This is a genomic window from Kosakonia sp. S42 (assembly GCF_016624785.1).
GTDB lineage: Bacteria > Pseudomonadota > Gammaproteobacteria > Enterobacterales > Enterobacteriaceae > Kosakonia > Kosakonia cowanii.
On sequence record NZ_JACVTW010000007.1, the window covers coordinates 91,113 to 109,238 of the forward strand.

Sequence of the window (18,126 nt, forward strand, 5' to 3'; positions counted from 1 at the left end):
TGGTTAAAGCAACCTCCTGGTCTATTAAGTAAGATATTTTTTGTTGCTGCTTTTTTCAAATCGGCAAAAAAAGGGTTAGCGGCAAACAGACAATTTTATGTGATCTGCGTCACATAAAATTGTGTATTCAGCCCCAGAATAGCGTGATTCAGGCAGTAATAAAGCGATAAGTAAAACCAGGAATTTATTATCTCATGGAAAAAAGCTTTTAGTGATAATAATCTCTCTGTAGATAATTAGCAGGAATTGCGCTTTCGTTAAGAATATTCTTCTGTTTTTTCTTTTTGTCTGCAAATAATAATGGCCTGTTCAATAAATAATCTCAAGCGGGTATTTTTATTACGCCTGGCTGACTAACCAGCTTGCTAAGCCATTGTCACACTCTCCCACCGGTCGGCCGGGCACCATCCGCGTGATTTACTGCGTGGTCTTTATAGAGGATAGCCAGGTAAATCCTTAGCTAAAAAAGTCAGCTGGTTAGCCATAAGATTGCTAAGGTCAGTTTGCTATAAGCCATACGTTTTCGTTGTTAGACAGGTTGAAGTGCGACTCTTATCTTTCGTCATGATTTGTAAATTACATGCAATGACTTGATGAGGGAGCAATTTTGGCCAGGTTACTGAATCGCTTAACAACAAAGCCCACGCACTTCACCCTTGCGCTGAAAATTGCGTTGCTCAGCGGCATGGTGGCGTTTTCCACCGCCTCTTTCGCCGATGAACCCTTAAAAGAGGGCATCACACCCGCAACGGATGCCAGCCAGATCCCGACGGCGGCGAAATTACGTAAAGATACCGTTGTGGCCGGCATCTCTGAGCCGCAGGGCATTTTTAACCCCTACTTTTTCGTTAACGGTTGGGATGAGAACGTCACTAACGTCATCTTCTCGCGCCTGATCGACTGGGATAGCCACGGCAAGCTGGTGCCGGGTCTGGCTGAGAGCTGGACCATCAGCCCGGACAATAAGGTCTACACCATCAAGCTGCGCCCCAATTTGACCTTTAGCGACGGTTCACCGCTCACCGCAGAAGATGTGGCGTTCACCTTAACCGTGCTTTATGACCCGAAATATGACGGCGATACCGATATCACGTTAGCGAATATCGCGGGCGGCGCGGAGTATAAAGCGGGCAAAGCGGAGAGCGTCAGCGGCCTGAAAGTGATCGATGCCCACACGCTGCAAGTGACCACCACCCAGCCGGGCGCGACGACGCTGGCGAAAATCGGCGGGCCAGTGCTGTCGAAAGCCTATTACGGTAAAGGGTATCAGCGCGGCAATCTCGACTATTTACGCACGCTGCACGGCAAGCCGCTCGGTAACGGGCCGTACGTCTACGACAAATACATTCCGGGCCAGGAGATTCGCTTCCACGCCAATACCCATTTCTACCGTGGTACACCGCCGACGCCGCGCTTTATCTATCGCGTGACCAACCCGTCGACCAACTTCCAGCTTTTCCAGACCGGCGAGACCGATTACGACGCGTTTACCTCGCGCCCGGATGATATTGAGCAGCTCAAAATGCTGGGCTTCGCCAATATCAACCTCTACGGCTCCAGCGACTACAGCAAAGTGGAGTTCAACGTGCATCGCCCGGCGTTGCAGGATGCGAAAGTGCGTCAGGCGCTGATTTATGGCCTCGATCGCCAGAAACTGATTGATGTGGTCTATCAGGGCTACGGCAAAGTGGCGATTGAGCCGATCGCGCCCATCTCCTGGGCCTATAACGCCGATGGCGTAAATCCCTACAAGTACGATCCGGCACAGGCGAAAAAGCTGCTTGATGAAGCAGGCTGGAAACCGGGCCCGGATGGCATCCGCGTAAAAGAGGGCAAACGCCTTGAACTGACGCTGCTGGTGAGCAAAAAAGTGCTCAACGATGCGCTGATCCCTATCGCCAAAGAGAACTGGCAGCAGATTGGCGTGTTGCTGAAACCGCAGGTGGTGGACTTCAACGCCCTGATGTCCCAGCGCAAAGCGGGCAACTATGATCTCGCCTCGTTTAGCACCAGCACGCTGAATGATCCCCATGATGGCGTCTGGGATTACTACAGCACGGAATCGAAAGAGTCGGGCTATAACAATCCGCAGGTCGATAAGCTGATTAACGAAGGCAACGCCGAACTGGATGTTGAGAAACGCAAACCGATCTACCACCAGCTCTATAAAGTGCTGGCCGACGATCCGCCGGTGATTCTCCTCGGCTACCGCCAGATTTTGTCGGCGAGCAGCGCCCGCGTGACCGGCTTCAAACCGGACATCTATAACGGCCTGACCGGCAGCCTGCCGGATGTCAAAATCGTTAAGTAAGACCTTCACCGCCGCCGGGGCTGCCCGGCGGCGGGCATGAGAGCGTTATGGGAAACTTTATCCTCAGGCGGCTGCTGCAAACCGTGCCGATGCTGCTGCTGGCTTCACTGATCATCTTTATGCTGTTCGCCAAAACACCGGGCGACTTTATCGACGGCAATATCACCCTGACCGCCGCCCGTGCCGCTGAACTGAAAGCGATTTACGGCCTCGATCAGCCCCTTTTTACCCGCTATCTGCACTGGCTCGGCCAGCTGCTGCGCGGCGATCTCGGCTTCTCGCTGCAATACCAGATCCCGGTCAGCCAACTGCTGAACCAGTACATCTGGAACTCCTTCCTGCTGGCAAGCGTCGCGCTGGTCTTCTACTGGGGTATTGGCCTCGCGGTCGGTATTGCTTCAGCGCTGAAGCCCAATTCGCTGTTTGACCACGTGGTGAGCGTGGTGGTCTTCGCCGCCATGTCCTTTCCGACCTTCTTCCTCTGCCTGCTGCTGATTAAGTGGTTCGCCGTCGATCTGCACTGGCTGCCGGTGGGCGGCATGACCAATACCGGCAGCGATGAAAGCGGCTGGGCGTGGGTGATGCAGGTTGCCGCGCATCTGGCGCTGCCGGTGCTGGCACTGGTGATGTTGCAGGCGGGCAGCCTGACGCGCTACTTTCGCGCCAGCATGCTTGATGTGGTAAAGATGGACTTTATCCGTACCGCCCGCGCCAAAGGGCTGCGCGAGCGCACGGTGATCTTCAAACACGCGCTGCGCAATGCCCTGCTGCCGATTATCACCCTGCTCGGTTTTGAGCTGCCGGGGCTCTTTTCCGGGGCGATCATCACCGAAAAGGTGTTTAACTGGCCGGGTGCCGGGCATATTCATATCGATTCGCTGGCCGCGCGGGATTACCCCGTGCTGATGGGTTTCACCCTCTTCCTGGCGGTATTAACCATTGTCGGCAACCTGATTGCCGATGTGCTTTACGCGTGGGCTGACCCGCGTATCCGGGTGAGGTGATGATGCTGGGTTCACTCTTCTCAACCAACCGCCGTCTGCGCAAAGCAGAGATCCCGGCGCTGGCTCAGGCGACGCCGTCACCGTGGCGACAGGCGTGGCTTGCGCTGCGTCACAACCGGCTGGCGATGCTCTGCCTGCTGGCGCTGATTGTGATGGCTGTCTGGTGCATTGTCGGGCCAATCTGGTCGCCGTGGAAAAACGACGCCACCGATGCGCTGATGATCAACAAACCTCCTGGTGCTGAGCACTGGCTGGGCACCGACTTCCTCGGGCGCGATGTTTATACCCGCCTGCTGCTGGCCGGACGTATCTCGCTGATTATCGGCCTGCTGACCATGCTGCTCTCCGTGGCGCTCGGCTACCTGCTTGGCGCGCTGTCGGGCTATGCGGGCGGCTGGACCGATAAAGTGATTATGCGGCTGGCGGATCTGGTGATGACCATCCCAAGCCTGCCGCTGCTGATTGTCGCCGGGGCGATGTTGTCGGAGCTCGATTTCCCCGCCGAGTCGCGTATCTACATGGTGGTGGTGATGCTCAGCCTGCTGGAGTGGCCGAAGCTGGCACGGCTGGTACGCGGGCAGATCCTCTCCCTGCGCGAGCGCGATTTTATGCTGGCCACCCAGGTACTTGGCCTCTCCTCGCGCCGCCGCCTGTTTGGTCACCTGTTGCCTAATACGGTGCCGATTCTGGTAGTGATGGCGACCATGGCGGTGGCGAACGCCATTCTGATGGAGTCGGCGCTCAGCTACCTTGGCATGGGCGTGGTACCGCCAACGCCGTCGTGGGGCAATATGATGGATGCCGCCAACAGCCTGATCGATTTTCAACGCCGTCCGTGGCTGTGGATGCCGCCAGGGATCGCCATTTTTATCACCGTGATTGCCATTAACGTGCTGGGCGATGGCCTGCGCGATGCGCTCGATCCGAAGATGAAACGGAGCCTGAAATGAGCGAACCGCTGGTCACGTTTAACCAACTCTCCGTCTCTTTCGCCGCAGAGCAGGGGCGCGTACGCGCCGTGCAGGAGGTCTCCTTTGCCATTCAGGCCGGGCAGACTATCGGCGTGGTCGGTGAATCCGGCTGCGGAAAAAGCGTCACGGCGATGTCGCTGATGGGTTTGCTGCCACCGCAGGCGGCGCGCATCGATGGCGGGGAAATCCGCTTTCAGGGCGAGGATCTGCTGCGCCTGAAGCCGTCGAAAATGGCCGATCTGCGCGGCAACCAGCTGGCGATGATTTTCCAGGAGCCAATGACCGCCCTGAACCCGGTGCTGACCATCGGTGAGCAGCTGTGCGAGCCGCTGATCCGCCATCGCGGACTGTCGCCGAAAGCGGCCTGGCAGCGCGCAACGCAATTAATTGCTGAAGTGGGGCTGGCGCGGGCAGAGAGCCTGATGAGCAGCTATCCGCATCAACTCTCCGGCGGCATGCTGCAACGCATCATGATAGCTATGGCACTGAGCTGCCAGCCGAAGCTGTTAATCGCCGATGAGCCAACTACCGCGCTGGATGTCACCGTGCAGGCGCAGATCCTGCGGCTGTTGCGCGACCAGGCGCAGGCGCACCATATGGCGCTGATGTTGATCACTCACGATCTGGGCGTGATCGCGCAGATGGCGGAGCATGTGGTGGTGATGTACGCCGGGCGGATTGTTGAACAGGGGCCAACCGCCGACGTGTTACGTCATCCGCTGCACCCCTACACCAAAGGGCTGATCGCCTCACGTCCGGTGCCGGGCGAGCGGCGGCGTCGGCTCTACTCGATTCCCGGCCAGGTTCCCGATCTGGCTGAACTGCCACCGTGGTGCGCCTTTTACGATCGCTGCGAGCGCGCGACCGACGCCTGTCGGCGCGGCATTCCGCCGCTGGTGGGCGACGAGACCCGGCAGGCGGCCTGTATTCACAGTGCGTTAACGGAGCCGCAGGCATGAGCGCAGAGTATGTGATTGAAGTTAAAGACCTGAAGAAGTACTTCCCGCTGCGCGACGGGCTGTTTGGTCAGCAGACCGGAGAGGTGCGCGCGGTTGATGGCGTCAGTTTTAACATTCGGCCTGGCACCATTTTTGGCCTGGTCGGCGAATCCGGCAGCGGCAAAACTACCGTCGGACGTACGCTATTGGGGCTGTACGACAAAACCGCTGGCAGCGTGAAATATCGCGGCCAGGAGCTGGGCGATCTGCCGGCGAAGGCGCTGCGCGCCCTGCGACCGAAAATCCAGCTGGTGTTTCAGGATCCCTACAGCTCGCTCAATCCGCGCATCCGCATCGGCGATGCGATTGGTGAAGCGATGCTGGAGCATAAGCTCTGCACCCGCGCAGAGCTGTATGACAAGGTGATTGCGGTGATGAAGATTTGCGGGCTGGCGCCGCAGCACTACAACCGCTTTCCCCATGAGTTTTCCGGCGGTCAGCGCCAGCGAATTGGCATTGCCCGCGCGCTGATCCTTAACCCAGATTTTATTATTGCCGACGAGCCGATTTCGGCGCTGGATGTCTCTATTCAGGCGCAGATTATCAACCTGTTCGCCGATCTTCGCGACGACTTCGGCGTCACCTTTCTCTTTATCTCCCACGATCTCGGCGTGGTCGAACATCTGTGCGATGACGTGGCGGTGATGTATCTCGGTCAACTGGTGGAGACCGCCAGCCGCGACACGCTCTTCAACCAGCCGCTGCACCCCTATACCCGCGCGCTGCTGGCCGCTGTGCCGACTCTCGATCCGCTGCGTGAGCCGGTAGCGGCAGTGCAGGGCGAGATCCCTGACCCTTCGCGACCGCCGCCGGGCTGCCGCTTTTCGTCGCGCTGCCCGCACGCCACGGAGATCTGCCGTGAACAGGCACCAGCGCTGCGTGAAGTGGCTTCCGGGCATCATGTTGCCTGCCACTGGGTGGATAAGATGTAGTGCCGCTTCGCCGTGCTTCCCCAGGCTGTTCTATGCTTATCAGTCCTGTCTGAAATCATGGGGAACACGGTACATGAGAGCACTTACTTATCACGGTTCACATAAAGTCAGCGTCGATAACCACCCCGATCCGATTATCCAGGCGGCGGATGATATTATCCTCCGCGTGACCGCAACGGCAATTTGCGGCTCGGATCTGCACCTCTATCACGGCAAAATCCCCGGTACGCATCACGGTGACATCTTCGGTCATGAGTTTATGGGCGAAGTGGTCGAGACCGGGGCTGGCGTGCATGCGGTCAGCAAGGGCGACCGGGTGGTGATCCCCTTTGTTATCGCCTGCGGCGAATGTTTTTTCTGTAAGCTTCATCAATACTCCGCCTGTTCGGAAACGAACGAAGGCAAAGGTGCAGCGTTAAACCGAAAAGGCATTACTCCGCCGGCGGCGCTGTTTGGCTACAGCGATCTCTATGGCGGTATTCCCGGCGGCCAGGCGGAGTATGTCCGCGTGCCGAAGGCCAATACCGGGCCGTTTAAAGTGCCGGATACGCTCTCTGACGAGAAGGTGCTTTTCCTCTCCGATATCCTGCCCACGGCCTGGCAGGCGGTAAAAAACGCCGAAATTAAACAGGGTTCAAGCGTGGCAATTTACGGCGCGGGCCCCGTCGGGCTGCTGTCGGCGGCGTGCGCGCGTCTGGAAGGGGCTGAACAGATTTTCATGATCGATGACAGCGACTACCGGCTCGCCTTCGCCCGCGACCGCTACGGCGTTATTCCCATCAACTTTGATAAGAATGATGATCCGGCGGCGTGGATTATTGAAAACACGCCGGGCCATCGTGGTGTTGATGCGGTGATTGATGCCGTGGGCTTTGAAGCCAAAGGCAGCACCACCGAAACGGTGCTCAGCACCCTGAAAATCGAGGGCAGCAGCGGCAAAGTGCTGCGCCAGGCGATTGCCGCCGTGCGGCGCGGTGGTATCGTCAGCGTGCCGGGCGTCTACGCCGGGTTTATTCACGCCTTTATGTTTGGCGACGCCTTCGATAAAGGGCTGACCTTCAAAATGGGGCAGACTCACGTCCACTCATTCCTGCCAGACCTGCTGCCGCTGATTGAGTCCGGCCATCTCAAACCGGAAGAGATTGTCACGCACCATATGCCGCTCGAAGAGGCCGCCCGCGGCTATGAGATCTTCGATAAGCATGCAGAAGATTGCCGCAAAGTGATCCTCGTTCCGGGGCTCAACGCCGCGAAAGCGACGATCTAACCCCGCCGATGCCCGGTTCGCCGGGCAGACAAGCAAAAAGCCCGGGGAACCGGGCTTTCAGGCATGTTTTAGCTCCTCGAAAAGCTCTGGATGCTTGTCCAGCGCCTTAAAGAGCAAAACTAAAGGTCTTGGCGGTGCAACACGTCCGGTTTCGTACCGGCTAAAGGCGTTTGCGCCACCGCCAAACATCTCTGCTGCCTGGCGCTGATCGAGATTAAACCGCTTTCGGATAGTGGCAATAAACTGAGGATCAACCTCTTCTGCGTTAACTTTGCGGACAAAAGCCGCAACCTGTTTTGAGTAAAGTTCACCGTTCAGACGGTCAAAAATGATCTCTCCACATGCGTCGCAGTAATCGCCTGTGATCGCAGTGAGCGTAGTCACTTTCCCTTTGTAACGGTATTCAATGTTGCGGGTGTCATGTTTGAGTCCCGCAGCGCCGCAAACAGGGCATTTCATTTATCTCTCCTTAAATGACACGATCAGTACATCGTCAGAGACGATTAACTTTAGATAAAGTTTTTGCCTCTTCCAGACTGGCCGGTAAACATCGTGCCACACCGTATGATCGACATATGCCGTCATGCTTTTAAAAAAATCTTCTGAAGTGAGCGCCTGAATTACTGCGCACATCTCGTCAAATGGCGGTGGATTAAAGCCTAATTCAATCGCTCCCGCGACAGCGCTGGCCGTGGTTCTGACCTTTCCCTCAAGCACCATCCGCTTGACGATATGTAAGCGGACATGGGGAGTTCCTTTCTCCATAGTTTTAACCTAAAAGCTAAATTATGCAAATAGGGTAAAAAGCTACCGCATGCAATGTCCTGGTCAAAGCGGGAAAGTAGGGAAATGCGGGTGATGAACTGGTTGGCCTGCAAGAGAATGCAACAAATAAGAAGCCCGGTGAACCGGGCTTCCATTTTTAGATAAAGGTGAAGATCTCGTCGCGCGGCAGGCGGGATTTAGGCAGTGCGGCGTTAAAATCCTGCTCGCTGCGCACGCCGAGCGATACCAGCACGACGCTGGTCAGCCCTTTCTCGCGCAGGCCCAGCGCCAGGTCGAGCTCACGTGCGTCAAATCCCTCCATCGGCGTGGCGTCGATGCCGAGCATCGCTGCGCTGAGCAGCAGGCCGCCGAGCGCCAGATAGACCTGTTTCTCCATCCACTGCGGCAGATCGCGCTGCTCATAGCGGTGCAGATCGACATAGGAGCGGCGGCCCTTATCCTGACCCGCTTTCGCGCCGTCAGCCACAAAGCGGCCATCCTTCTCCTCCTGTGCCAGCACCTTTTGCAGGTGGGCTTCATCGAGATCGCTGCGCATGCAGAGCGCAATCACGTGTGAGGCATCGGCAATTTTCGGTTTGTTATAGATGAAGTTGCTGGTGGCGGATTTCGCCATCGCCGCGCGTCCCTCCTCGCTTGAGGCGACAACAAAGTGCCACGGCTGCGAGTTAACGGAAGAGGGGCTGTTTTGCAGCACGTTGAGCAGGGTGTCGATCTTCTCCTGCGGCACGCGCTGTGCGGGGTCGAAGGCTTTGACGGTATGGCGGGAAATCACGGCTTCATCAAGGGTCATTTTTCTCTCCTGGCGAACATTCAAATAACGCGGGGCGCACCGTCCCGTAGAGTCGCCGAGGATAAACGCAACGCCAGCGAAGATAAATTAGTGAAAAACGGCAACACTTTCACTCGCAAAGTGAAAATGCAGTTTGCCTGCGCCCGCTTTTCTGGCACAACAGAAGCGCTTGTTATTTGCCGTTCGGAGAGATGATGATTCGGCTGGAAGATGTCACGCTGTTTGTTCGCTCGGCGCTGCTGGGCAGTTTTTCTAACGCCGCGCGCGAAGCCGGGCTGCTTCCCGGCCAGGTCAGCGCAGCGGTGCACCGCCTGGAGCGCGATCTCGATAAGCGCCTGTTTGTGCGCTCGACCCGTAGCCTGCGCTTAACCGCTGAGGGCGAAAAGTACCTCCCCTTCGCCCAGGAGATGCTGGAGGTGGTGCGCGCCGGATCAGAGAGCCTGCACAGCGGCGATAACGAACCGCAGGGCGAGCTGCGCATGGCGGTGCCATCCGATCTTGGGCGTAACGTGCTGCTGCCGATCATCACCCGTTTTTGTGCTCAGTACCCGAAGGTCTCTCTGCGCCTCTCCCTTTCCGATCAGCTTAGCGATGTGTTTCGCGATCCGGTGGATGTCGCTATCCGCTACGGCGTGCTGGATAACAGCAGCTATGTAGCGCTGCCGATTGCCGAAGATAACCGCCGGGTGCTGGCCGCGTCGCCCGCTTATCTGGCGCAGCACGGCAGGCCGCAAACCCTCGATGAGGTGGTTAACCATCACTGTCTGCTCTTCACCATGAACAACCAGGTGTATGACAAATGGAGCTTTCCGGAAAATGGCTTGCGCCGACAGCTGATCGTCAAAAGCCGCATGTTGTGCGACGACGCGGATGTCGCCCGCCGCTGGGCGGTGGAAGGGATGGGTATTGTCTACAAGTCGTGGATCGACATCAGCGCCGATGTGCTGGCCGGGCGGCTGGAGGTGTTGCTGCCGCAGCATCCCGGCGAGGCCGCGCCGCTTAACCTCATTTGCCCGCACCGCAAACAGTTCTCCCCGGCGATTCGCCATCTGCACGCGGTTTTACGGGAAACATTAAGACCAATCACCGCACAGCTGCGCAGCCTGGCAGCGGAAAAACCGCACGGATAACCAAAAGCGATCGCCATTACGCGCCAGGCTTAAAGTTTGACCTTCACAGGAGGAAGTGGCGATGGCATTACGTTCATTAGGCACCACGGGGTTACAGATCCCGGCATTAGTTTTTGGCGGCAATGTGTTCGGCTGGACCGTCGATGAGCAGCAGAGCTTCAGTTTGCTGGACGCGTTACTGGAAAAGGGCTTTACGGCGATCGATACGGCAGACGTTTACTCTGCATGGGCACCGGGCAACAAGGGTGGCGAATCGGAAACCATTATTGGTAAGTGGCTGGCGGCGCACCCGGGTCATCGCGACAAGATCACCCTGTTTACTAAAGTGGGCGCCGATATGGGCGAACCCGGCAAAAAAGGGCTCTCGGCACGCTGGATTGAGCAGGCGGTTGATGACTCACTCCGTCGCCTGCAAACGGACTATATCGACCTCTACTTCTCCCACTGGCCGGATAGCGAAACGCCCTACGATGAAACGTTAGGCGCTTATGAAAAGCTGCTGAAAGCGGGGAAAATCCGCGCGATTGGCGCGTCCAACCTCGACGCCCAACAGCTGGCAGAATCGCTGAAAGTAGCGGACGAGAAAGGGCTGCCGCGCTACCAGGTGCTGCAACCGGAATATAACCTCTACGATCGCGAGAGCTTTGAAGGCGCGTTGCAGGATTTAACGGTGCGGGAAAATATTGGCGTCGTGACCTACTACAGCCTCGCTTCCGGCTTTCTGTCAGGAAAATATCGCAGCGAAAGCGATCTTAGCCAGAGCCAGCGCGGGCAGGGCATCGCCAAATACCTGAATCCACGCGGATTCGCCATTCTCGATGCGCTCGACAAGGTGGCGGCAAATCATAATGTGAAACCCGCCGAAGTGGCGCTAGCCTGGCTTATTAACCAACCGGGCGTCACCGCGCCGATTGCCAGCGCGACAAAAACCGCACACGTCGAGAGCTTCGCTACCGCGGTGGCGCTGAACCTCTCTACCGATGAGATCGCCGCATTGAACAAAGCCGGCGCATAAACCGTCAAATGCCCGGTGGCGCGCTGCTTACCGGGCCTACGAACTGATACCAGCCTGCAAACCCCGTAGGCCGGATAAGGCGCAAGCCGCCATCCGGCATCGCCCTCTATTGCTGGGAGCAGACCCGCCACGCCATTGCGGCGCTGGCGACGACGAACAGCGCCATGATCCACGCCATTGTCCACGGTGTGCCGTCACGAAACGCGGCCAGCAGCAGGGAAGAGATAATGCCGCTGCCATATTGCAGGGAGCCAATCAGCGCTGATGCTGAGCCGGCAAAGGCCGGGACGGTATCCAGCGCGGCGGCGGTCGAGGCGGCGGCGATAATGCCGTTCATCGAAAAGAAGACAAACACCGTAATCAGCACCGCAACCAGACCACCCAATTGCAGCTTCACCAGCAGCGCCAGCACTATGCCCGCGAGCGCGGCCAGCGTGACGGCAATCTTCAGCAGCTTATCAAGCGGATGGCGCTGCACCAGCCGTCGGTTAACGGCACTCATCCCCATCAGACCAACAATATTGAGCGCAAACAGCCAGCCAAAATGCTGCGGCGCGACGCCGTAATAGCCGATATAGACGAACGGTGAGCCGGTGACGAAGGCGTACGCGGAGACATAGAAAAAGGTGACGCATAGCGTGTAACGCATAAACGCACGATTGCGCAGCAGCGTGAAGTAATTGCGAAATACGCCCGTCAGCGACGCATGAATGCACTTCTCGGCGGGCAGGGTTTCCGGCAGCGCGAAGAGGGAGATAAACATCAGCCCGCCAATCACCACCAGCACCCAGAAAGCCGCATGCCAGGTGGTGAACTTAATAATCTGCCCGCCCGCCAGCGGCCCGATAATCGGGGCGATCGCCATAATAATGGTCAGGGTAGAGAGCATCTGCGCCGCGCGGGTGCGCACAAAGAGGTCGCGGATCATCGCCCGCGCCAGCATCGGCCCGGTACAGGCACCAAATGCCTGAAACACGCGCCAGAACACCATCTGATGGATCTCCGTCGATAACGCACACCCCGCCGAACCGATGATAAACAGCACCATGCCGATAAACAGTGGCTTGCGGCGTCCGATGGCATCGCTCACCGGCCCCCACACCAGTTGCGCCAGCGCGAAGCCCATCAAAAAGCCAGTGATGGTCAGTTCGACATCACCTTGCAGCTCGCGCGCCATCAGCGGCATCGCAGGCAGGTAGATATCCGTCGACAGGGAGGTGAAGGCCATCAGTGCGCTGAGGATCGCGAGAAACAGCGGCCCGTGTAGCTTGGTTTGCATAAGATCCTGATTAAGTCACGAAGAGGGTGCCGACAGCGCGGCGCGTTAACTTAAGCAGGGCGACACAAAGCATAACGCCATTAAATCATCATGGCGTTAATGCGGGCTCAGGTGTGGCGTTCACTGACCGTCATGGTAAAGACCACGGGGAGGTCGCCATCGTTGGCGTAGTGGTGCGGCACATCGGTTTGCGCCACGGCAGAGCACCCTTCGGCAATAACCAGCGACGTTTGCGCGACTTCTAACGTCAGCGTACCGCGCTCAACGTGCAGCAGCTCGACGGTGCCGACCGGATGGCCGGGCGAGGTAAAACGCTCACCGGGAAAGATCTCCCAGCGCCACAGCTCAAGCATATCCGGTCCGCTGGTGCCCGCCAGCAGGCGCGCGCTGCCACCTTTCTCGCCACGCCAGAGCAGCGGAATATCCTCTTTGGCAATCAGATGCGCCAGCGGTTTACTGGCGACATCAACAATGTCGGCCACCGAGACGCCCATCGCCGCCGCAATTTTACACAGCAGCGCGATGCTCGGGTTGGCGAGACATTTTTCAATCTCGACCAACATACCTTTGCTGACGCCCGCCCGGCGGGAGAGCTCATCCAGCGAGAGTTTTTGCTGCTTACGAAACGCTTTGATTCGCGCGGCAACCGCTTCACTGACGCGCTGGATATCCGCGCCGGAGTCGGTCGGTTTATTGACTTTTTTGGTCATCGGTCGATACTGTGCAATAAAATGGTCACTAAAAAGGATTATCCAATGCTTTCCGTTCAGCCGTCAATCGATGCGCGTCTTGCCGTGCTGGCGCCCGGCTTTCGCGCTATCAGCATCTCGCTGCAGGCCGCGCCGCTGATTCACCCGCAGGTGGGCGAAGAGGCGTTAAAGCATGCTTGTGCACTGGTCACGGCGGGCGAGCCTTCGTGGGCGGATGCGCACCTGGCGGCCTGGGATGAAGTGTTTAAACAGTTTGGCGCGAAACCCAAACGCACGCCCTGTTCTGCCCAGGCTTTGCGAAAACGCGTGTTGCGAGACGGCGTCCTGCCCGCCATTGACCCGGTAGTCGATCTCTATAACGCCATCAGTTTGCGCTACGCTGTGCCGGTAGGTGGCGAAAATATCGCCGCGTATGTCGGCGCGCCCTGCCTGACGCTGGCCGATGGCAGCGAGCCGTTCGATACCATGAAAGAGGGCGAACTGGCGCTGGAATCACCGGAGCCAGGAGAGGTTATCTGGCGCGATGAGCAGGGTGTAACCTGCCGACGCTGGAACTGGCGTCAGGGTGTGCGTACGCGTCTGAGCGCGGCAGACAGCCAGATGTGGTTTATCCTTGAGAGTCTGCCGGCGATGCCGCTCGATGCATTATGTGAGGCAGGCGACGAACTGATCGCCGGGTTAGGCCGTATGATGCCGGGTTGCCACACTGAAAAAAGCCTGATTGGGTTTGCGTAATGAGGGAACAAGAATGGACTTCACAGGATTAAGCGCTTTTGCGCTGACGCCACTTCTCGATGACCGCCTGGATGAGGCGGCCTATATCAGCATTATTGAAAAACTGCGCGCCGCAGGCGTCGATTCCATCGGCGCGCTCGGCTCTACGGGGTGCTACCCCTACTTTAGCCGCAGCGAGCGCGCGAGCGTCCTGCGTCTGGCAACGGAGTATTCCGGCGCGGTGCCGGTGATCGCCGGGATTGGCGCGCTGCGCACGCGCGATGTGCTTTGGCTGGCGGAGGATGCGCAGAAAGCAGGCGTCAGCGCCGTGCTGCTGGCCCCGGTCTCTTATCATCCGTTAACGGAAGATGAAGTCTTCGATCTGTTTGCCACCGTCACCCGCGAACTGTCGGTGCCGCTCTGTATCTATAACAACCCTAACGCCACGCACTTTAACTTCAGCGACGAGCTGCTTGCCCGTATCGCCCAGTTGCCGAATATTGGCTCGATCAAAATCCCGCCTCTTGCCGCGGAGCTTGCCTCAGAGCGGGTGAGTGCGCTGCGCGCGCAAATCCCGGCGGAGATCCGCCTCGGCATCAGCGGCGACGGCACGGCGATTGAAGCGCTGAATGCCGGGTGCAGCGTCTGGTATTCGGTGTTCGGTGGGCTTTTCCCGCAGGCGGCACTGGCTATTTCCCGCGCGGCGATGGCGGGCGATATCGCACAGGCGCGCCAGCATACCGCCGCGCTCCAGCCGCTATGGGATCTGTTTAAGCGTTACGGCGGCAGCCTGCGCGTTATCGCCACTGCCGCAGAGCTGCTTGGCGTGGTGAAAGCACCGTGTTTACCCGCGCCTTTACAGACGCTGCAAGGCGACGCACGGCGCGAGGTTGCCCAGGTTATTGAGCAGTTGCGATTAACAGTGTGAGAGGATTGCCGGATGGCGGCTGCGCCTTATCCGGCAAAAATAGCTTTGTAAACCCCATAGCTGGTAGGTACTGTCGAAGCATTAAATTTCAGCACTGGAACAGTAAATGGTAAAAACAGCGGTCTTCAAAAGTAATCGTCGTCTGACCATGCACGCGCCCAAAGCGGTGACGCTGCCGGACGTGAAACAGGTCGATATCATTTCCGTAGATAATTCGCGCATCATCATGTCGGCGTTGGACAGCTGGTTTGACGATGAAAGCGCATCACCAGATTTTATGCCTTCGCGGGAACAGCCGGGCGAACAGGACAGAGAAGCGTTTTGATGCTCAAATCATGCTTGATACAAACTTCTGAATTTTCGACTTATAAAATAAGCCAGAAATCCTCCGCCAGGCTTTCAATGGGCATCATGTGCAGATGCGTAAACTAACAACACCCATGAATTTATGCGTATCCCTGGCTTAAGGTTGCAGGACTGGACAACACACTAGCGAATTATTTTCCCAGCCGCTTCGCCACAAACCGTGAGATCGCCGGGCCGGTAATCAGCACCACAATAAAGCGTCCGGTCTGCATCGCCATCACAAAGGCGATATCAACATGGCTTGATGAGGCGATAATTGCCACCGTATCGGCCCCGCCGGGGCTGGTGGCGAGGTAGGCGGTAAGCGGATCGATGCCGGCAAATTTCACCAGCAGGAAGGCGAAACCGCAGCAGATCGTCACCAGCGTCAATACCGACAGCAGCACGCGGGGCAGGGCGCGGGCGGCGTAGCGCACAATCTCGCGCGTAAAGCGCAGGCCTATACTCCAGCCGATAAGCGCGTAAGAGAGCGCCAGCAGCCACGGTGGCAGCTCAAGCGTCATAAGGCCGCTATCCTCAACGATAATCCCCAGCGCGAGCGTAATCAGTAACGGCCCGGAGGGCATCTTTACCCGTCGGGCAATTAGAAAACCAACGGCAATCAGCATTAACGTTGCGATAAACGGCCACGCGCGCAGCGGGGCGAACAGCGTAAAGGTTGCCACCGCATGCTCGGCGCTCTCTGCCCCCATGCCAAGGCGGGTGACCAGCACCGCGACCAGCGCCACCACCATTACTCGCAGATACTGCATAAACGCCACCAGCCGCACATCGGCGCCAAAACTCTCTGCCATTATTGTCATCGCCGCCGCCGCGCCGGGCGATGAACCCCAGATGGCGGTCGAGCCGGGAAAAACCTGCAGTTTCGCCATTATCCAGCCGAGAATAGCGCTGGCGAAAATTACGGAGAAAATACAGACCACAAACAGCGGCCAGTCGGCGGCGATACGACCAAATACCGACGGCGGAATGGCGTGCGCAATCATCGCGCCAACCACCGCTTGCGCGGCGCTAAACCCCTGTTTATTAATGGTGACCGGGCGGCCGTTGATGGCGAGAAAAATGCCCGCGAACATCGGGCCAAGCAGCAGGGCGGCGGGAAGATGGAGCCACTCCATTACCACCACCAACAATAATGAGAGCGTAATAAGCTGCAACCAGTTACGCCATATGGGCGTTAACGTGGTCATTAACGGCAATCCTTTTGTGTCGCCGTAATATGAATAAATAGGCTGGATGACATACGCTTCCCGCAATCAATAAATTGAAGAGCAAATCAGATTATTGGAATGTAAGCGCTCTCTCTGTGGACTGCAAACCTGAGACTCTTTTTAGATAAAAAGGGTGTAAATCAAACATTATTTACACCCTGCATTACTACTGGCGACAAAATAAAGAGATCTTTTATTACTGGAATTCCTGCCCAACGACCTCGTCCCGTGCCGCCATAATGCAATCCAGCACGTGCTTCATCAGCTCCGGCGTCAGGTGCATATTCATAATGTAGATTTTCAGGGCGAACACTTTGGCCTCCGGATCGGCCGCATCGCGGTTGTACTCGGTGACGCAGAAACCGGTGGTAAAGCTCATATAGGGCGTACACATCCCGTTGATCTGCTTGCCCTCGCGGAACCATTCATAAAGTTTATTGCCAATCGCCAGCGTTAACTGATTATGCGCCGACAGCTGCGGTTTATACGCGGGATCGGTCAGCTCACGTTGATACTGCTGCTGGGCATTCACTCCCTGCGGATAGATGCGCAGCAGGGTGACCATGCCATTATCCTGCGGATTGACGCACACCGTAGATGGCTCTGCTTGCAGCAGATTACGCATCACCAGATGATTTTCCAGGATCGAGCCCAGACATGCCTGGAAGCCCTCATAGCCAAAGTATTTCATCGTCGCCCAGCCCGCGACTGCGCCGGTTGCCGCGCGCGAGACTTCAAGCGTGTAGTGGTAAGGGTTGTAATCCGTGCGGGACTGCAAATAAGCCGAGCCCGGGCGCTGCAACAGCGCTTCAAACTCACCGGCATCGCGATATGCAAAGAAGCTGCTGGTGTAGGGCGAAAAGCCCGCTTTATGGAAATCAATGCCAATGGCATCCGCGTATTTCATCTTCTCCAGTTCGCGGGCGTTGCTCTTCATCATCGGCAGTAGCGCTTCGGTGAACTGCAGCGGGTTAGCGGCAAAGTCATATTTCTGGAAGGCCAGCCATGACCAGCTGGTCACCGCATCGCAGTAGAGCAGCGCCTTGCCATATGGCGCGGCGTTGCGATAGCGATCCAGTAAGCGGCGCACATCCGCCACCGGATCGAAGGCATTAGCGTCGGTTGTCCCCATCGTACAGACCACTGACGCAACCGGGATATTTTGCATCCGCAGCGCAATCAGCACCGCTTCCAGATCTTTTAGATCCATGGCGTTAGTCTTTGGATCGGTTTTGATGCAGATAATGTTATCCGTTCCGAGACCGGTCCAGTCGGTGCTGTTGAGCATGGTGAAGTGCGCCTGCTGGGAACAGAGGACTTTCGCATTAGTACGAACGCCTTCGCGTCTGGAGCCAGGTAGCACGCGCGACAGGGCATATTTGAGATGATAGGTCCAGCAGCCGGAGCCGCCGTAGGTATAAAGACCGCCAGCCCGTTGCGCATCCCAGCCAATCAGGTTTGCTACCATCCCGCCGCTTTCCAGTTCCGCGCGTTGAACGTTCCAGGAGTACTCCCCCGACACAATATTAGGGGAGAAGACCTGCGCGATCATGCCTGCAATAACTGAGGCCGTATTTCCCTGCGGGATGGTATTGCACATCGCTAAGGGATGGCCCCAGTTCGGCATACCGTGAAAAAGTGCTGCCGTCTCGTTAATAACATCTTCGCACTGGCGTAAATTATCAGCCATTTCGGCAACCCTGACACTTTTATA

18 protein-coding genes are annotated in these 18,126 nt (G+C 57.3%); 11 read left to right on the forward strand and 7 right to left on the reverse strand.

Translation table 11 applies throughout. The features are described from left to right. Positions 1-685 precede the first annotated feature (685 nt). The 6 genes from IAE50_RS11210 to IAE50_RS11235 all read left to right on the forward strand — a co-directional run bounded on the left by IAE50_RS11210 (position 686) and on the right by IAE50_RS11235 (position 7,483). The gene (locus tag IAE50_RS11210; RefSeq protein ID WP_370569037.1) at positions 686-2,311 is read left to right on the forward strand and encodes an ABC transporter substrate-binding protein; all 1,626 of its coding nucleotides are present in this window, start codon (positions 686-688) and stop codon (positions 2,309-2,311) included. A 47-nt stretch (positions 2,312-2,358) separates the two neighbouring features. Next, the gene (locus IAE50_RS11215) at positions 2,359-3,315 is read left to right on the forward strand and encodes an ABC transporter permease (RefSeq protein WP_094422692.1); all 957 of its coding nucleotides are present in this window, start codon (positions 2,359-2,361) and stop codon (positions 3,313-3,315) included. Between the two features lie 2 nt (positions 3,316-3,317). After that, positions 3,318-4,265 (forward strand): oligopeptide ABC transporter permease, encoded by a 948-nt coding sequence (gene opp4C / locus IAE50_RS11220; RefSeq protein WP_200580329.1) that lies wholly within the window; start codon positions 3,318-3,320, stop codon positions 4,263-4,265. Beyond that, a complete protein-coding gene (locus IAE50_RS11225) occupies positions 4,262-5,245 on the forward strand; it encodes an ABC transporter ATP-binding protein (RefSeq protein ID WP_042715059.1) in 984 nt (327 codons plus the stop codon). The genes opp4C and IAE50_RS11225 overlap by 4 nt, the downstream gene beginning before the upstream one ends. Further along, positions 5,242-6,216, forward strand: coding sequence for an ABC transporter ATP-binding protein (locus tag IAE50_RS11230; RefSeq protein ID WP_200580278.1), 975 nt, complete (start codon positions 5,242-5,244; stop codon positions 6,214-6,216). Before IAE50_RS11225 ends, IAE50_RS11230 begins: the two co-directional genes overlap by 4 nt. A 73-nt stretch (positions 6,217-6,289) precedes the next feature. Then, positions 6,290-7,483 (forward strand): zinc-dependent alcohol dehydrogenase, encoded by a 1,194-nt coding sequence (locus IAE50_RS11235; protein ID WP_042715056.1) that lies wholly within the window; start codon positions 6,290-6,292, stop codon positions 7,481-7,483. A gap of 57 nt (positions 7,484-7,540) precedes the next feature. Here the strand turns inward: IAE50_RS11235 and IAE50_RS11240 are convergent, their stop codons facing one another. From IAE50_RS11240 to IAE50_RS11250, 3 genes are all read right to left on the reverse strand, one after another. Then, the gene (locus IAE50_RS11240) at positions 7,541-7,942 is read right to left on the reverse strand and encodes a type II TA system antitoxin MqsA family protein (protein WP_200580279.1); all 402 of its coding nucleotides are present in this window, start codon (positions 7,940-7,942) and stop codon (positions 7,541-7,543) included. Next, positions 7,943-8,248 (reverse strand): type II toxin-antitoxin system MqsR family toxin, encoded by a 306-nt coding sequence (locus IAE50_RS11245; protein ID WP_076769309.1) that lies wholly within the window; start codon positions 8,246-8,248, stop codon positions 7,943-7,945. Between the two features lie 157 nt (positions 8,249-8,405). After that, complete coding sequence (locus IAE50_RS11250) at positions 8,406-9,059, reverse strand: oxygen-insensitive NAD(P)H-dependent nitroreductase NfsB (protein WP_042715053.1); 654 nt, start codon at positions 9,057-9,059, stop codon at positions 8,406-8,408. 194 nt (positions 9,060-9,253) lie between these two features. On the opposite strand from IAE50_RS11250, the gene IAE50_RS11255 reads away from it, so the two are divergent. Both IAE50_RS11255 and IAE50_RS11260 read left to right on the forward strand, forming a co-directional pair. Then, the gene (locus IAE50_RS11255; protein WP_200580330.1) at positions 9,254-10,189 is read left to right on the forward strand and encodes a LysR family transcriptional regulator; all 936 of its coding nucleotides are present in this window, start codon (positions 9,254-9,256) and stop codon (positions 10,187-10,189) included. Positions 10,190-10,250: 61 nt separating this feature from the next. Continuing rightward, positions 10,251-11,204, forward strand: a complete 954-nt coding sequence (locus IAE50_RS11260; protein WP_128481852.1) for an aldo/keto reductase — start codon at positions 10,251-10,253, stop codon at positions 11,202-11,204. A 106-nt stretch (positions 11,205-11,310) separates the two neighbouring features. On the opposite strand, the gene IAE50_RS11265 is transcribed toward IAE50_RS11260, so the two are convergent. Together IAE50_RS11265 and IAE50_RS11270 are read right to left on the reverse strand one after the other, a co-directional pair. After that, on the reverse strand, positions 11,311-12,483 hold the full coding sequence (locus IAE50_RS11265) for a multidrug effflux MFS transporter (RefSeq protein ID WP_200580280.1): 1,173 nt from the start codon (positions 12,481-12,483) through the stop codon (positions 11,311-11,313). A gap of 107 nt (positions 12,484-12,590) precedes the next feature. Then, positions 12,591-13,193 (reverse strand): XRE family transcriptional regulator, encoded by a 603-nt coding sequence (locus tag IAE50_RS11270; protein WP_200580281.1) that lies wholly within the window; start codon positions 13,191-13,193, stop codon positions 12,591-12,593. Between the two features lie 45 nt (positions 13,194-13,238). Here IAE50_RS11270 and IAE50_RS11275 point away from each other — a divergent pair, with 45 nt between their 5' ends. From IAE50_RS11275 to IAE50_RS11285, 3 genes are all read left to right on the forward strand, one after another. Beyond that, a complete protein-coding gene (locus tag IAE50_RS11275; RefSeq protein ID WP_200580282.1) occupies positions 13,239-13,928 on the forward strand; it encodes a B3/4 domain-containing protein in 690 nt (229 codons plus the stop codon). A gap of 13 nt (positions 13,929-13,941) precedes the next feature. Further along, entirely contained in the window at positions 13,942-14,835 is an 894-nt protein-coding gene (locus IAE50_RS11280; RefSeq protein ID WP_200580283.1) for a dihydrodipicolinate synthase family protein, read from the forward strand. Between the two features lie 106 nt (positions 14,836-14,941). After that, the gene (locus tag IAE50_RS11285) at positions 14,942-15,160 is read left to right on the forward strand and encodes an AbrB/MazE/SpoVT family DNA-binding domain-containing protein (protein WP_094422710.1); all 219 of its coding nucleotides are present in this window, start codon (positions 14,942-14,944) and stop codon (positions 15,158-15,160) included. A gap of 172 nt (positions 15,161-15,332) precedes the next feature. Here IAE50_RS11285 and IAE50_RS11290 read toward each other — a convergent pair whose 3' ends face one another. Together IAE50_RS11290 and IAE50_RS11295 are read right to left on the reverse strand one after the other, a co-directional pair. Continuing rightward, positions 15,333-16,391, reverse strand: a complete 1,059-nt coding sequence (locus IAE50_RS11290; protein WP_042715033.1) for an AbrB family transcriptional regulator — start codon at positions 16,389-16,391, stop codon at positions 15,333-15,335. A 217-nt stretch (positions 16,392-16,608) separates the two neighbouring features. Then, positions 16,609-18,102, reverse strand: a complete 1,494-nt coding sequence (locus IAE50_RS11295; RefSeq protein ID WP_225975678.1) for a pyridoxal-dependent decarboxylase — start codon at positions 18,100-18,102, stop codon at positions 16,609-16,611. Between the last annotated feature and the right edge of the window lie 24 nt (positions 18,103-18,126).

What these genes read in the sequence shown, in the direction of transcription:
- IAE50_RS11210 (WP_370569037.1), top strand. Translation starts at nt 686, where the DNA reads ATGGTGGCGTTTTCCACCGCCTCTTTCGCCGATGAACCCTTAAAAGAG.
- IAE50_RS11215 (WP_094422692.1), top strand. Translation starts at nt 2,359, where the DNA reads ATGGGAAACTTTATCCTCAGGCGGCTGCTGCAAACCGTGCCGATGCTG.
- opp4C (WP_200580329.1), top strand. Translation starts at nt 3,318, where the DNA reads ATGCTGGGTTCACTCTTCTCAACCAACCGCCGTCTGCGCAAAGCAGAG.
- IAE50_RS11225 (WP_042715059.1), top strand. Translation starts at nt 4,262, where the DNA reads ATGAGCGAACCGCTGGTCACGTTTAACCAACTCTCCGTCTCTTTCGCC.
- IAE50_RS11230 (WP_200580278.1), top strand. Translation starts at nt 5,242, where the DNA reads ATGAGCGCAGAGTATGTGATTGAAGTTAAAGACCTGAAGAAGTACTTC.
- IAE50_RS11235 (WP_042715056.1), top strand. Translation starts at nt 6,290, where the DNA reads ATGAGAGCACTTACTTATCACGGTTCACATAAAGTCAGCGTCGATAAC.
- IAE50_RS11240 (WP_200580279.1), bottom strand. Translation starts at nt 7,942, where the DNA reads ATGAAATGCCCTGTTTGCGGCGCTGCGGGACTCAAACATGACACCCGC.
- IAE50_RS11245 (WP_076769309.1), bottom strand. Translation starts at nt 8,248, where the DNA reads ATGGAGAAAGGAACTCCCCATGTCCGCTTACATATCGTCAAGCGGATG.
- IAE50_RS11250 (WP_042715053.1), bottom strand. Translation starts at nt 9,059, where the DNA reads ATGACCCTTGATGAAGCCGTGATTTCCCGCCATACCGTCAAAGCCTTC.
- IAE50_RS11255 (WP_200580330.1), top strand. Translation starts at nt 9,254, where the DNA reads ATGATTCGGCTGGAAGATGTCACGCTGTTTGTTCGCTCGGCGCTGCTG.
- IAE50_RS11260 (WP_128481852.1), top strand. Translation starts at nt 10,251, where the DNA reads ATGGCATTACGTTCATTAGGCACCACGGGGTTACAGATCCCGGCATTA.
- IAE50_RS11265 (WP_200580280.1), bottom strand. Translation starts at nt 12,483, where the DNA reads ATGCAAACCAAGCTACACGGGCCGCTGTTTCTCGCGATCCTCAGCGCA.
- IAE50_RS11270 (WP_200580281.1), bottom strand. Translation starts at nt 13,193, where the DNA reads ATGACCAAAAAAGTCAATAAACCGACCGACTCCGGCGCGGATATCCAG.
- IAE50_RS11275 (WP_200580282.1), top strand. Translation starts at nt 13,239, where the DNA reads ATGCTTTCCGTTCAGCCGTCAATCGATGCGCGTCTTGCCGTGCTGGCG.
- IAE50_RS11280 (WP_200580283.1), top strand. Translation starts at nt 13,942, where the DNA reads ATGGACTTCACAGGATTAAGCGCTTTTGCGCTGACGCCACTTCTCGAT.
- IAE50_RS11285 (WP_094422710.1), top strand. Translation starts at nt 14,942, where the DNA reads ATGGTAAAAACAGCGGTCTTCAAAAGTAATCGTCGTCTGACCATGCAC.
- IAE50_RS11290 (WP_042715033.1), bottom strand. Translation starts at nt 16,391, where the DNA reads ATGACCACGTTAACGCCCATATGGCGTAACTGGTTGCAGCTTATTACG.
- IAE50_RS11295 (WP_225975678.1), bottom strand. Translation starts at nt 18,102, where the DNA reads ATGGCTGATAATTTACGCCAGTGCGAAGATGTTATTAACGAGACGGCA.